At 68.7% G+C, this 12466-nt stretch carries 15 protein-coding genes, 1 tRNA gene and 1 other RNA gene; 8 read left to right on the top strand and 9 right to left on the bottom strand.

Annotation, left to right across the window (positions count from 1 at the left end; translation table 11 throughout):
* Position 1: 1 nt before the first annotated feature.
* Complete coding sequence (locus tag ASD43_RS10210) at positions 2-775, bottom strand: CoA transferase subunit A (protein ID WP_056416959.1); 774 nt, start codon at positions 773-775, stop codon at positions 2-4.
* A gap of 104 nt (positions 776-879) precedes the next feature.
* On the opposite strand from ASD43_RS10210, the gene ASD43_RS10205 reads away from it, so the two are divergent.
* The 3 genes from ASD43_RS10205 to ASD43_RS10195 are packed head-to-tail and all read left to right on the top strand — an operon-like array spanning position 880 to position 3380.
* Positions 880-1668, top strand: a complete 789-nt coding sequence (locus ASD43_RS10205) for an IclR family transcriptional regulator (RefSeq protein WP_056416956.1) — start codon at positions 880-882, stop codon at positions 1666-1668.
* A 51-nt stretch (positions 1669-1719) separates the two neighbouring features.
* Positions 1720-2157, top strand: a complete 438-nt coding sequence (locus ASD43_RS17545) for a MarR family winged helix-turn-helix transcriptional regulator (protein ID WP_056416953.1) — start codon at positions 1720-1722, stop codon at positions 2155-2157.
* Positions 2154-3380, top strand: a complete 1227-nt coding sequence (locus ASD43_RS10195) for an MFS transporter (protein ID WP_056416950.1) — start codon at positions 2154-2156, stop codon at positions 3378-3380. The genes ASD43_RS17545 and ASD43_RS10195 overlap by 4 nt, the downstream gene beginning before the upstream one ends.
* Before the next feature lie 18 nt (positions 3381-3398).
* Here the strand turns inward: ASD43_RS10195 and ASD43_RS10190 are convergent, their stop codons facing one another.
* A complete protein-coding gene (locus ASD43_RS10190) occupies positions 3399-3812 on the bottom strand; it encodes a protease inhibitor I42 family protein (RefSeq protein WP_157550947.1) in 414 nt (137 codons plus the stop codon).
* Positions 3813-3923: 111 nt separating this feature from the next.
* A tRNA-Lys gene (locus tag ASD43_RS10185) sits at positions 3924-3996 on the bottom strand.
* A gap of 146 nt (positions 3997-4142) precedes the next feature.
* On the opposite strand from ASD43_RS10185, the gene hisN reads away from it, so the two are divergent.
* Positions 4143-4946 carry a histidinol-phosphatase gene (gene hisN, locus ASD43_RS10180; protein ID WP_056416943.1) on the top strand — a complete coding sequence of 268 codons (804 nt, stop codon included), beginning with the start codon at positions 4143-4145 and terminating at the stop codon, positions 4944-4946.
* Between the two features lie 12 nt (positions 4947-4958).
* Positions 4959-5525: a hypothetical protein gene (locus tag ASD43_RS10175; protein ID WP_056419449.1), complete on the top strand. Its 567-nt coding sequence runs from the start codon at positions 4959-4961 to the stop codon at positions 5523-5525.
* 57 nt (positions 5526-5582) lie between these two features.
* Here the strand turns inward: ASD43_RS10175 and ASD43_RS10170 are convergent, their stop codons facing one another.
* Positions 5583-5897 (bottom strand): DUF7882 family protein, encoded by a 315-nt coding sequence (locus tag ASD43_RS10170; RefSeq protein ID WP_056416939.1) that lies wholly within the window; start codon positions 5895-5897, stop codon positions 5583-5585.
* An 85-nt stretch (positions 5898-5982) separates the two neighbouring features.
* Between ASD43_RS10170 and ASD43_RS10165 the strand changes: the two genes are divergently transcribed.
* Entirely contained in the window at positions 5983-6837 is an 855-nt protein-coding gene (locus ASD43_RS10165; protein WP_056416936.1) for a hypothetical protein, read from the top strand.
* A 113-nt stretch (positions 6838-6950) separates the two neighbouring features.
* Here the strand turns inward: ASD43_RS10165 and ssrA are convergent.
* Positions 6951-7320, bottom strand: a transfer-messenger RNA (tmRNA) gene (gene ssrA, locus ASD43_RS17025).
* A 141-nt stretch (positions 7321-7461) separates the two neighbouring features.
* On the opposite strand from ssrA, the gene ASD43_RS10160 reads away from it, so the two are divergent.
* Positions 7462-8130 (top strand): SIMPL domain-containing protein, encoded by a 669-nt coding sequence (locus tag ASD43_RS10160; protein ID WP_056416932.1) that lies wholly within the window; start codon positions 7462-7464, stop codon positions 8128-8130.
* 36 nt (positions 8131-8166) lie between these two features.
* Here ASD43_RS10160 and hflX read toward each other — a convergent pair whose 3' ends face one another.
* A complete protein-coding gene (gene hflX / locus ASD43_RS10155; RefSeq protein ID WP_056416929.1) occupies positions 8167-9675 on the bottom strand; it encodes a GTPase HflX in 1509 nt (502 codons plus the stop codon).
* A gap of 68 nt (positions 9676-9743) precedes the next feature.
* Here hflX and ASD43_RS10150 point away from each other — a divergent pair, with 68 nt between their 5' ends.
* The gene (locus tag ASD43_RS10150; protein ID WP_056416926.1) at positions 9744-10385 is read left to right on the top strand and encodes a class I SAM-dependent methyltransferase; all 642 of its coding nucleotides are present in this window, start codon (positions 9744-9746) and stop codon (positions 10383-10385) included.
* Between the two features lie 18 nt (positions 10386-10403).
* On the opposite strand, the gene ASD43_RS10145 is transcribed toward ASD43_RS10150, so the two are convergent.
* From ASD43_RS10145 to ASD43_RS10135, 3 genes are read right to left on the bottom strand one after another with little or no spacing between them, the layout of a single operon-like run.
* Entirely contained in the window at positions 10404-11057 is a 654-nt protein-coding gene (locus tag ASD43_RS10145; protein ID WP_056416923.1) for an HAD family hydrolase, read from the bottom strand.
* Positions 11057-11929, bottom strand: coding sequence for a diaminopimelate epimerase (gene dapF / locus ASD43_RS10140; protein ID WP_056416921.1), 873 nt, complete (start codon positions 11927-11929; stop codon positions 11057-11059). Before dapF ends, ASD43_RS10145 begins: the two co-directional genes overlap by 1 nt.
* A gap of 50 nt (positions 11930-11979) precedes the next feature.
* Positions 11980-12423, bottom strand: a complete 444-nt coding sequence (locus ASD43_RS10135; protein WP_056416918.1) for a GNAT family acetyltransferase — start codon at positions 12421-12423, stop codon at positions 11980-11982.
* Positions 12424-12466 lie beyond the last annotated feature (43 nt).

The following is a 12466-nucleotide window of genomic DNA, read 5'->3' as shown; positions in this document are numbered from 1 at the left end:
GTCAGGATCCTTCCGTGGCGACCGTACGTCGCTCGATGCGCTTGGGGATGTCGCGGCCCACCTCGACCACGCGGTGCACGAACACACCGGGAAGATGGATGCGATCGGGGTCGAGCTCCCCGGGTTCCACGAGCTCCTCGACCTGTGCGATGCAGATGCGTCCGGCCATCGCGGCGAGCGGGTTGAAGTTGCGTGCAGCCTTGTTGAAGACCAGATTGCCGTGCCGGTCGCCGGCCAGCGCGTGCACGAGCGAGAAGTCCGTCGTGATGGCCTCCTCGAGCACATACTCCCGCGGCCCCTGGCCGTTGTCGAAGGTGCGCACGTCCTTGACGGGCGAAGCGACGGCGACGGACCCGTCGGGTGCGTAGCGTCGAGGCAGCCCGCCCTCGGCGACCTGGGTCCCCACCCCGGTCTGCGTGAAGAAGGCGGCGATACCCGATCCGCCCGCCCGCAGCTTCTCCGCGAGCGTGCCCTGCGGCGTCAGCTCGAGCTCCAGCTCGCCCGAGAGGAACTGCCGCTCGAACTCGCGGTTCTCGCCCACGTACGACGAGGTCATCTTGCGGATGCGCTGGGCGGCGAGCAGCACCCCGAGACCCCAGTCGTCGACCCCGCAGTTGTTGCTCACCACGCTCAGATCCTTCGTCCCCTGTGCGAGGAGCGCCTCGATCAGCGCGATCGGATTGCCGGAGAGCCCGAACCCGCCGACCGCGAGCGAGGAGCCGTCCGAGATGTCGGCGACGGCGTCGGCCGCAGAGGCCCAGTGTTTGTCGATCACGCGTGCTCCTTCGAAGGGTGGCTGTCTCCAGCATCCCTCCGCACCGCGCGATCGGGAAGAGCGCCGCTTGCGATGTGGGCGTATCTCCCCGTAGCGTCCACATCATGGACAAACCAGCCCAGGTCGTTCCCGGCACGCAGGCGATCGCCCGAGCAGCGAGGCTCCTTCGCGCGGTCACGGCGAGCGGCGCGGACGGTGCCTCGGTGGTGGACCTCGCGCGCACCGCGGACCTGTCGCGGTCCACCGCGCACCGGCTCCTGTCCGCCCTGCGCGTCGAGGGGCTGGTCGACCGCGACGAGGTGAGCGCCCGATGGATGCCCGGTCCCGAGCTGTTCCTGATGGGGTCGGTGGCGGCGACCCGCTACGACGTGACCGGACTGGCGCGTGACATCGTCCGCTCGCTCGCGGTGAAGACCGAGGAGAGCGCGTTCCTCTCGGTGCGCCGCGCGGACGAGACGGTGTGCCTCGTGCGCGAGGAGGGCTCGTTCCCGATCCGCTCCTTCGTGCTGAGCGAGGGCGTGCGGTTCCCCCTCGGCGTCGCCAGCGCCGGACTCGCCATCCTCGCCTTCCTGCCCGACCACGATGTGGACGCATACCTGGAGCGGCATCCGGAGCTGGAGAGCACATGGGGTCGCACGCACGGCACGAGCGCCCTGCGCACTCGGCTCGCCGAGACGAAGGAGCGCGGATACGCCGTGAACCCCGGCCTGATCGTGGAAGGCAGCTGGGGACTGGGCGCTGCGGTGTTCGACCGGACGGGTCGCCCGGAATGGGCGCTGAGCCTCACGGGCGTCGGCTTCCGGTTCGGACCGGAACGGATCACCGAGCTCGGACGCATCCTGCTCGCGCACGCGCACCAGCTCTCGGCACGGATCGCCGGCGCGCGACGCTGAGCACGATCACCGCCGAATCCAATTCATACCATCGGGTATATACTTTCTGGTATGCAACGTCAGGATGTCATCCCCTCCCTCGTGCTCTCGGGATACGCGCTCGGACGCATCGCCGCCCAGGACGCGGGAAACGACGCGCCCGCCGCCCAGTGGCGGGTACTCAATCTGCTGGAGCGATCCGGGCCTCGACGGGTGGGTGAGCTCGCCGCGGCCGCACGCACCACGCAACCGGGCATGACACGACTCGTCGGCGTCCTGGAGCGCGACGGTCTGGTGCTCCGCTCCCCCGTCGCGGAGGATTCTAGAGCGACCGCGGTCGCCATCACCGAGGCGGGATCGGACGCACTGCAGGCATGGCGCGCAGAATTCCGCGACACGCTGGCCCCGCGCTTCGCCGAGCTGGCAGACGAGGACTGGCGCATTCTCACGCGCGCGGCGGAGATCCTCGCCGCGCACACCACGAACGACCCGACAGGAGCAGCACAGTGAGCACCGCCACCCCCTCCGTATGGAAGCAGCCGGCACAGGTCTGGGCCGTGGCGTTCGCGTGCGTGGTCGCCTTCATGGGCATCGGCCTGGTCGACCCGATCCTCCCGGCGATCGCCGAGTCCCTGCAGGCGAGCCCGTTCGAGACCGAGCTGCTATTCACCAGCTATCTCGCGGTGACCGGGCTCGCCATGCTGGTCACCAGCTGGATCTCCTCGCGCATCGGCGCGAAGAAGACCCTGCTGATCGGACTCGCGCTGATCGTGGTCTTCGCTCTCTTCTGCGCTCTCAGCGGCAGCGTCGACGCGGTCATCGGTTTCCGTGCAGGCTGGGGGCTGGGCAATGCGCTCTTCATCTCCACCGCCCTGGCGACGATCGTCGGGGCGGCCTCCGGCGGCAGCTCGGCGGCGATCATCCTCTACGAGGCCGCCCTGGGCCTCGGCATCGCGATCGGGCCCCTGCTGGGCGGTCTGCTCGGGGAGCAGAGCTGGCGCGCGCCGTTCTTCGGAGTCGTGGTGCTCATGGCGATCGCCTTCCTCGCCGTGCTCGTGCTCCTGCGGGGACCCGGCGAGAAGCGCACCCCCGTCGCCTTCTCCGCGCCCTTCAAAGCCCTCGGGCGTCCCGCCCTCGCGGTGCTCGCCACCGCGGCGTTCTTCTACAACATCGGGTTCTTCATCCTGCTGGCGTTCTCGCCCTTCCCCCTCGGGTTCGGGGCGATGGGCATCGGCTTCACCTTCTTCGGATGGGGCCTCGCTCTCGCCATCACCAGCGTCTGGGTCGCACCGATGCTCATGCGTCGGATGCCGCGCACCCGGGTGATCCTCCTGGTGCTCCCGCTCCTCGCGCTCGATCTCGTCGTCGCCGGCCTCCTCGTCGAGTCCGCGGTCGCGCTGGTCATCTGCATCGTGATCGGCGGTCTGCTGCTCGGAGTGATGAACACCGTGCTGACGGAAGCCGTCATGGAGGCGACGGACCTCCCCCGGTCGGTGGCGTCGTCGGCGTACTCCTCGGTGCGCTTCCTCGGTGGCGCGATCGCCCCGCCGCTCGCAGCGGCACTCTGGCACGCGTTCAGCGCCACCGTCCCCTACCTGGTGGCGGCGATCGCGGTGCTGGTGGCAGCGTTGACGATCCTCCTCGGCAGGAAGACGCTGGCGCACATCGACGACGAGCCCGAGGACCCGGCCGCCGAAGATGCCGCGGCCATCCTGGTGGGCGATGCCGCATGAGGCGAGGACGCAGCCTGTCTACTGCTTGACCGTCACGGTGATCTCGGCGCTTCGCCGGTCGCTCTCCTCGTCGGGCACGGCACCGCGGAACCGGTACTCGAACTCGATCACCGTGGTGCCGAGTCCGACCGGAGCGAAGCGATAGCGGAACTCGCTCGGCGCGCCGACCTCCCCGTCCTCACCGAGATAACGCGAGTCGGCGGCACCCGGATCGAGGACGGCGGGATCCGGTTCGCGCGTGATCACCCACTCGTCGCCGACCGTGGGATTGATCTCTCCGAAGTCCACGACCAGCGCCGAACCGGGCGCGAGCGTCACGGCTGACGTGGTGTAGTCGACGGTCTCCGAAGAACCGGCGGCGCACCCCGTCAGCACCAGCGCGAGCAGCGCGCAGGCGAACACCGCCCCACCCTCGATAATCCGTCGCCGCATCGCCACCCCTTCGCGTGTGCCTCAAGGTAGCGCACGCGTGCGGCTCCGGGCAGCATCGCCGTGAAAGCAGAAAAGCCCCGATGACTGGCGAGAGTCATCGAGGCTGATCCGTGCACCCCCTCGGACTTGAACCGAGAACCCACTGATTAAGAGTCAGTTGCTCTGCCGATTGAGCTAGAGGTGCGTGGCCCGGTTTCCCCGGCCGAGGAATTACATTACCAGCCGACGGTCGCGGTGCGAAATCGAGCCTCCTCCTCCGGGTCCGCCGCGCGTGTCGCAGCGTGTCGAAGGGCTCGCGGTCGCGAAGGGTCGGGCGACTATCCTGGACGGGTGACTGCCTCCCCCAGCGCCGACCGCCGTTCCCTCGACCTCGATCTCGCCCTCGCGCTCCGCCTCGCCGACGCCGCCGATGCGCAGTCGCTTCCCCGGTTCGACAGCCCCGACCTCAAGGTGTCGACCAAGGCCGACCGCTCCCATGTCACCGACGCCGACCTCGCGACCGAACGCGCCATCCGCGCGATCCTCGCGACCGAGCGACCCGACGACGGGATCTTCGGCGAGGAGTTCGGTGCGGAGGGCAGCACGCACCGCCAATGGATCATCGATCCGATCGACGGCACCGCGAACTTCCTGCGCGGCGTGCCGCTGTGGGGCACCATGATCGCGCTGGCCGTCGACGGCGTGCCGCAGGTCGGTGTCGTCAGCATGCCCGCCCTGGGGCGCCGCTGGTGGGCCTCTGCGGGCGCCGGGGCCTGGACGGCGACGGACGCCGAGCCGCGCCGCATCCGCACCTCCGCCGTGTCGTCTCTCGATGACGCCAGCGTGAGCTTCCAGAGCATCACCCAGTGGGCGCAGTCGGGGCACCTCGACCAGCTGCTGACGCTCGCCGACCGCGTCTGGCGCGACCGCGCCTACGGGGACATCTACGCCTACATGCTGCTGGCTGAGGGTCGTATCGACATGGTCGCCGAGTTCGGCGTCAAGGAGTACGACGTCGCCGCGGCCGTGCCGATCGTGCGCGAAGCCGGCGGACGGATGACCGGATTCGACGGCACCGAGACGATCTCCGACCTGTCGACACTCGCCACCAACGGCATCCTTCACGATGCCTTCCTCGAGCTCCTGCACGACTGAAGAAAGCGCATGATGAAGAACCGCAAGATCTCGGCCGCCCTGGGCGCTCTGACACTGGCCGTCGTGCTCGCGGCGTGCGCCGGCGCTCCGGATGCCGCCGCCACCCCGGCGTCGCCGTCGCCGGCGCCGTCCGCCGAGGCGAGCACGGAGCCGAGCCCGACGCCGCCGCCTGCGACACCGACCGCTCCGACGTGTGACACGATCGTCTCCGCCGGCACCGTGAAGTTGCTCACCGACGCGGGATGGACGTTCCAGGAGAAGGAGTTCGTGGTCGGCGGAGTGCCCCTGCCCGACGGTCTGCTGTGCTTCTGGGCGGACTACACCGTCGCCTCCGACCACGGCCAGCTCTACGGATGGTCGCCCATCTCGGCGGAGGACGCGACCGAGGCGCAATCGTCGCTGCTGGCCGCCGGCTGGACCCGCGAGGACGGGGATGACGGCATCTACATCACCGAGAACCCGCAGTACTCGATGGGTACGGACACGGAGGGTTACGGCATGACGTATCTCTTCGGTGACGGATGGGTGAAGTTCGCGGACACCCGGCAGAGCCTCATCCTCATCGAGTGGGCCGGCTGACCGCGACGCCCATCCGGATCGACGGTGCGATCGGCGAGAACGGCCTGCGCACCGTCGTCACCTCTGTGACGTGTCCAGCACCTCGTCGAGCAGCATGATCCCGCCGGTGGAGTTGACCGACTGCATGAGGTCGTCGACCCACTGCGGGTTGAGTTCCGGCTGTTCGGGGTCGTCGAAGGTGAACCGGAGCGGGATCGACGGGTGGATCCAGATGGTGGAGCGTCCGCCGGCATCGCCATCGGGATGCCGCCACGAGAGCGTGAAACTCTCCTGCCGGCGCAGCTTCGTCGCGATGACGATCTTCAAGTGCGCGAGCGCCCGGTCCTCGATGTGGATCGGGACATCGGACGCACCGTAGAACAGCGTGGCCATTCCCCCAGAGTACTGACTGGTCGCGGCTCCGAGGACGGTTGCGACCGCCACGTTCCCGCCGCAGGTCCGGTGTATCGTCGCTCGCATGGCCTCTGGGTTGTCGGACATCGCGAGAGAGCTCTACGTCACTCCGCTCGCAGAGTTCATCGCCGCACGCAATGACCGCGCCGCAGACACGTCTGACTCGACACTCGCCGCCGAGATCCGCGCACTGAAGAAGCCCTCGGTCGCCGCGTGGATCGTCAACGTGTTCGCGCAGGAGCGTGCCTCCCAGCTGAAGGAGGCGCTGCACCTCGCCGACGAGCTGCGGGAGGCTCAGGAGGACCTGGACGCCCGCGCGCTCGCGCAGCTGGGTCGCGACCGACGAGCGTTGACCAACCGGCTCGCCGCGGCTGCGGCGGAGCTCGCCGAGACGCGAGGAGAGCGTGTCACAGCCTCGACCCGTGAGGCGGTGCACCAGACGATCACGGCCGCGTTCTTCGATCCTGTGGCCGCCGTCGCGGTCGCCTCGGGCCGGCTGCTTCGTGAGCTGGAACCCTCGGGCGTCTTCGACGAGGGCGCGGACGCCCTCGTCGGCGGTGGCGCTCCGGAGCTGCCGGATACCGCTGCCGCACCGCGCGATGAGGTGAAGGCACGCCGCGAACGGCGGGAGGCCGAACGCGCCCTGCGTGCCGCCGAACAGAGCAGGGAGCGAGCGGTGCGCGACGCGGCATCGGCGGACCGCAGCCTGCGCGCCGCGTCTCTGCGCGTCGAGGAACTGGATCGCCGGGAGCGCGAACTCGAGGCAGAGCTCGTCTCCATCCGCCGCGATGCGACGCGAGCCCGAGCCGCGCTCGAGGAGGCGGATGCGGAGCAGGCGGCGCGAGCGCGCTCCGTGGAGGATGCGGAGGCGGCGGTCGAACACGCGCGCCGCGGTATCGAGGATCCGCCTGGAACCTGACCCGCGAGCCTGATCCGGCCGCACGCCCGCCGCGATGCCTTCGTGGACATCGAAAAGGCCCGCCTCCCCAGTGGTTGCTGGGGAGGCGGGCCTCTTTGCTTGTGACAGCGACCTGGTGGAGCTGGGGGGAATCGAACCCCCGTCCAACGCTGAGACTCCACGTCTTCTCCGGGCGCAGTCTGTGCAGACGTTCTACTCGGCTCCGACCTTTGTCACAGACACCTAAGTCGACAAGCCCAGCCTGGGAAGAGTCCCACGTGACGTCCAGACGCCATCACGCAGCAAGATTCCTAGATGACGCCAGGATCCGTATCGGAATCACATACGGCCTGACGGACTATCGGGCTCGCTTATGCAGCGAGGGCGAAGTCGTTGCGCTTGGTTTCGGCAACTATTTTTTTGCAGAGAGCGTTTACGAGATAACTCTGCATCCTCGGCCCGCTTCTCGTGGATTAACAGGCGCTGTCGAAACCGATCAGCCCCGTGTTCCTTCTCTCGAAGGAGCCGCTGTCACACTGTGGAATTACCTGCTCGGAACCGAAGTGCCCGAGCATCACAGACTACAACGTCCGACGGCGCTCCGCCATTCCACTCGCCGACGAAGCGCTGGCGTAGAGTCGCCCCATGAGTGAAGTCACCGTCACCGTCCGCGGCGAACACGAGATCCGAGTCGCCCCCGAGCGCGCCACGATCCGCGTCAGTGTGCGCGCCGAGGGCCCGGAGCGCGCCTCCGTCGTCGAGCATGCGATGCGCCTCACCGAGCCGGTCCGCGACAGCATCACGGCGCGCAAGGAGTCCGGCGCCGTCGTCGACTGGACGAGCACGCGCCTGTCCGTGCGCGCCGAGCGTCCATGGAACAACGAGGGCACGAGGCTCGCTCCGGTGCACTACGCGAGCATCGATCTGACGGCGACCTTCACCGAGGCATCCGAACTCTCCCTCTGGGTCTCGGACGTGTCGCCATGGGACGGCGTCGAGGTCGGGTGGGTGAACTGGCACCTCACTCCCGAGACGAACGCCCGGCTGGAGAGCGAGGTCGCCTCCGAGGCGGTCGGGGTGGCCGTGGCCAGGGCCCGCGCATATGCGACCGCACTCGGACTCCACGACGTCGAGCCCGTCGAGATCGCGGATGTCGGGCTGATCACGCCCACCGCCGCACATCCCGCCGCGGGTATGGCGAAATTCCGTGGCATGGTTCAGGAATCGGGCGATATGACCGGCGCGTCGATGTCCTACGAGCCCGATGAGATCGTCATCACGGCGACCGTCGAGGCGCGGTTCATCGCCCGCTGAGCCGCCCGTCCGGGGCTCGGCCCCGGGCGGACGACGTCAGGCTGCGGCGAACGGAGCCAGGTCGGCGGCGAGCCGCTCCGACACCCGCGCATGGACGACCGTGCCGTCCTCGCTGTGCTCGACCGACAGCAGCATCCCCGTCTCGTGGATCGCCGCGACGAGGTCGCCTCGGTCGTACGGGACGACCGCGTGCACCTCGACCGCGGGCTTCGGCAGCGCTTCTTCGATCGCGGCACGCAGCTCCTCGACGCCTTCGCCCGACCGCGACGAGACGAAGTGCGCCGTGGGCTCGAGGCCCTGCAGCACCAGACGGTCGTCGTCGTCGATGAGGTCGGCCTTGTTGAAGACCACGAGCTCGGGCATGTCGCGCACGCCGACGTCGCCCATCACATCGCGGACCGTCTGCAGCTGGCCCGCCGGGTCGGGGTGGGAACCGTCGACGACGTGCAGCACGACGTCGGCGTCGCCGACCTCCTCGAGGGTGGAGCGGAAGGCCTCGACGAGCTGGTGGGGAAGGTTCCGGACGAATCCGACCGTGTCGGTGAGGGTGTAGACGCGGCCGTCCGAGGTCTCGGAACGGCGCACCGTCGCATCCAGCGTCGCGAACAGCGCGTTCTCCACCAGTACGCCGGCGCTCGTCAGAGCGTTCAGCAGGCTCGACTTGCCGGCGTTCGTGTATCCGGCGATCGCGACGGACGGGATCGTGTTGCGTTTGCGCTCCGCGCGCTTCGCTTCGCGAGCGGGACCGAAATCGCGGATCTGCTTGCGCAGCAACGCCATCTTCGTGCGGATGCGACGGCGGTCGAGCTCGATCTTCGTCTCACCCGGTCCACGGGATCCCATACCGGCTCCGCCGGCGCCGACCTGGCCACCGGCCTGACGGCTCATGGAGTCACCCCAGCCGCGCAGACGCGGCAGCAGGTACTCGAGCTGCGCGAGTTCGACCTGCGCCTTGCCTTCGCGACTCTTCGCGTGCTGGCTGAAGATGTCGAGGATCACAGTGGTGCGGTCGATGACCTTGACCTTGACGACGTCCTCCAGAGCGCGGCGCTGGCTGGGCGCGAGCTCCGTGTCGGCGATCACCGTGTCGGCACCGGTGGCCGCGACGATGTCCTTGAGCTCCTGCGCCTTGCCACGCCCGATGTAGGTGGCGGCGTCGGGGTGTGGGCGACGCTGCAGCACGCCGTCGAGCACGACGGCGCCGGCGGTCTCTGCGAGAGCCGCGAGCTCGCGGAGCGAGTTCTCGGCATCCTCCTGAGCGCCCTGAGGGTACACGCCCACCAGGACGACGTTCTCGAGCCGCAGCTGGCGGTACTCGACCTCCGTGACGTCTTCGAGCTCGGTCGAGAGCCCGCCGACGCGCCTCAGCGCGTGGCGGTCTTCCAAGTCCCACTGGTCGCCGTCCGACGACGCGTGCGACGCCGTCGATCGGTCCTGCAGCGCCTGTGCGGCGCCGAACACTCGAGCCTCCGTCCGCTTCTCCGCGTTCGCGAGTACCCGATCGACTGCTTCGTCGCCGGTGGAGTGTGAGGTGGTATCCGTCATCCGTTCCTAATCTCTGGGTTTCGTTGCGGTCCTTAACCTTAGCCCGCGGTGTCCGCTACGCTCACGGTATGGGGTCCGACCATTACTTCACTGCGGCCCCGGCAAGCCCCGAGAACCTGCGTCCGATCCGCGTGACGCTCGCAGGCCGAGAGCTGTCCGTCACCACTGCCGGTGGCGTCTTCAGCCCGGATCGGCTGGATGCCGGTACTGCCGTCCTACTCGCGAACATGCCTCCCGTACCGCCGGGAGGTCACCTTCTCGACCTCGGAAGCGGATGGGGTCCCATCACGCTCTCGATGGCCCTCGCCGCTCCGCACTCGACGGTGTGGGCCGTCGATGTGAACGAGCGTGCACTCGATCTCGTTCGTCGGAACGCGGCGGCGCACGGCCTCACCAATGTCAACGCCTCGCTCCCGCAGGATGTTCCCGCAGACGTGACGTTCCGGACGATCCGGTCGAATCCGCCGATCAGGGTCGGCAAGAACGAGCTGCACGGACTGCTGGAGAAGTGGATACCCCGCCTCGACGAGCGCAGCGATGCGTGGCTGGTGGTGCAGCGCAACCTCGGCGCCGATTCGCTGCAGAGGTGGATCGCCGCGACGTTCAGCCCCGGTTACAGCGTCCACCGCACGACGACCTCCAAGGGCTATCGAGTGCTCAAGGTCCGCAAGCACGGCAGTCCCCCGACCGAGCCCATCGCCCTCGTCTGAGTCCGGGCTCGAGGATGTTCACCCGCGCAGCAGTGCGGGCAATCGTCGCATGTCCGAGAACACCGTCGCACCCTCGCGCTCGAGCCACTCTGGCCGGGTGAGACCGCCGGAGTACCCGAAGACCTGCATCCCCGCGGCCCGCGCGGCCTGCACGCCGAACCGGCTGTCCTCCACCACTGCGCAGCGTCCTGGAGCGACTCCGAGGCTGTCCGCCGCATGCAGGAAGAGGTCGGGGGCGGGTTTGCCCTCCACGACGTCATCCGCACTGAAGATCCGTCCGGCGAAACGGGAGTGCAGCCCGGTCAGGCCCAGCGTGCGCCGGATCTTCGCGTGGGAGCCGCTGGACGCGACGCAGGTGCGAGTCGGGATCTCATCCAGCGCCGACTCCACACCGGGCACGGCGGTGAGTTCGCGGGAGAAGGTGTCCTCGTACCAGCTCTGGTACGGGGCCTCCCAGTCCTCGGAGAGCGAGGTATCGAGGTGGCGCTCGATCTCCGCACGGAAGTGGGCAGCCGACCGTCCGACGAACCGGTGCAGGATCTCGCTGTGCGACAGCGCCCATCCGAGGTCTGCCAGGACCCGACGATCCACCTCGATCGAGAGCCTCTCACTGTCGACGAGGACGCCGTCGCAGTCGAAGATGACGAGGTCGAACGGGCTCGAGGACCGCATCAGATCAAGTCGACCTCACCGCTGTAGACGAGCTGTGCGGGGCCGGAGAGAGCGACGTGCTCGCCGTCCTCCGCCGGGAACATCCGCACGCCGAGCGTGCCTCCCGGAACCTCGACCCGCCAATGGTGGGGGGCTTTCTCCCCCGCCCAGTGCCTGACGGCGAGAGCGGTGGCCGCGACGCCGGTGCCGCAGCTGAGCGTCTCGCCTACTCCCCGCTCGGACACCCGCATGGTGACATGGCCGATCCCGTCGCGCACGAGGGGCTCCCCCGGCACGACGAACTCGACATTCGCACCGGCAGGCAGGATCGGGTCGAGCGCCGGTGCACGGTGCAGCTCGAGTGAAGCCAGCTCGTCCTCGGAGGCGAGGGCCACGACCACGTGCGGGTTGCCGACGTCGATTCCGAGTCCGGGCCGGGTGACCGACAGCCCCTCCGCGGTCACGAGCGGGTCGTCGCCGGAGAGCTTCCACAGCCCGAGGTCGACCTGGTATCCGGTCTCGCTGCGGGTCACGTCGCGGACCCCCGCCCGCGTGCCGATGGGCAGCGTCGATCCGGGCTCGATGGTCGCGAGCCCCGAGCGGACGAGATAGTGGGCGAAGACCCGGATGCCGTTGCCGCACATCTCGGCGATGGACCCGTCCGCGTTGCGGTAGTCCATGAACCATTCGGCGGCGGGTTCCTCCAGCAACGACGCGCGGCCCTCGTCGATCGCGGCGGAGCGCACGACGCGGAGGATGCCGTCGGCGCCGATGCCGAAGTGTCGATCGCACAGGACCGCCACCTGCTCCGAGGTGAGCTCGAGAGTACCCTCGGGATCGGCGATGATGACGAAGTCGTTGCCGGTGCCGTGTCCCTTGGTGAATGCGACCATGTGTCCAGTCTAGAGTCGCCCCTCAGCCCAGACCGATCACCCGTCGACGATCACCCGTCGACGATCAACCGCTTGCCGAGGTTCGTGACCGAGAAGCGCTCGTAGTCCAGAGCATCGTAGAAGGCGAGGACTCCGTCGTTGCCCTCTCGCACCATGAGCTGGACCTTCGGGCAGCCCATCTCCTCCAGCAGTCGTTCGACCTCGTGCACCAGTGCCCGGGCGATGCCGCGGTGACGGTGGGACTCCGCGCTGGCCAGGTAGTAGATCCATCCCCGATGGCCGTCATATCCCGCCATGACCGTGCCGACGATGGCGGACTCGCCGACATCGCCCGAGGTGTCCTCGGCGACGAGGAACAGCTCCGGTTGCACCCGCAGCTTGCGTTCGATGTCGAGTCGCGGATCGTTCCAGGGCCGGGTCAGTCCGGCTTCCGTCCACAGGGCGACCACAGGTTCCGTGTCGGCGCGTTCGAACGCCCGTACCGCCCAGCTCATGGCTCCAGTCTACGATCCGCCTGCATCCAGCCTCGTCGCACGT

This window comes from Microbacterium sp. Root553 (genome assembly GCF_001426995.1).
Taxonomy (GTDB): Bacteria; Actinomycetota; Actinomycetes; order Actinomycetales; family Microbacteriaceae; genus Microbacterium.
Note: the sequence above shows the minus strand (reverse complement) of the source record. Positions and strands in the feature narration are given on the sequence as shown.

Coding starts and splice junctions, on each gene's coding strand:
- ASD43_RS10205 (WP_056416956.1), top strand. CDS start 880: ATGGACAAACCAGCCCAGGTCGTTCCCGGCACGCAGGCGATCGCCCGA.
- ASD43_RS17545 (WP_056416953.1), top strand. CDS start 1,720: ATGCAACGTCAGGATGTCATCCCCTCCCTCGTGCTCTCGGGATACGCG.
- ASD43_RS10190 (WP_157550947.1), bottom strand. CDS start 3,812: ATGCGGCGACGGATTATCGAGGGTGGGGCGGTGTTCGCCTGCGCGCTG.
- ASD43_RS10175 (WP_056419449.1), top strand. CDS start 4,959: ATGAAGAACCGCAAGATCTCGGCCGCCCTGGGCGCTCTGACACTGGCC.
- ASD43_RS10170 (WP_056416939.1), bottom strand. CDS start 5,897: ATGGCCACGCTGTTCTACGGTGCGTCCGATGTCCCGATCCACATCGAG.
- ASD43_RS10165 (WP_056416936.1), top strand. CDS start 5,983: ATGGCCTCTGGGTTGTCGGACATCGCGAGAGAGCTCTACGTCACTCCG.
- ASD43_RS10160 (WP_056416932.1), top strand. CDS start 7,462: ATGAGTGAAGTCACCGTCACCGTCCGCGGCGAACACGAGATCCGAGTC.
- hflX (WP_056416929.1), bottom strand. CDS start 9,675: ATGACGGATACCACCTCACACTCCACCGGCGACGAAGCAGTCGATCGG.
- ASD43_RS10150 (WP_056416926.1), top strand. CDS start 9,744: ATGGGGTCCGACCATTACTTCACTGCGGCCCCGGCAAGCCCCGAGAAC.
- ASD43_RS10145 (WP_056416923.1), bottom strand. CDS start 11,057: ATGCGGTCCTCGAGCCCGTTCGACCTCGTCATCTTCGACTGCGACGGC.
- dapF (WP_056416921.1), bottom strand. CDS start 11,929: ATGGTCGCATTCACCAAGGGACACGGCACCGGCAACGACTTCGTCATC.
- ASD43_RS10135 (WP_056416918.1), bottom strand. CDS start 12,423: ATGAGCTGGGCGGTACGGGCGTTCGAACGCGCCGACACGGAACCTGTG.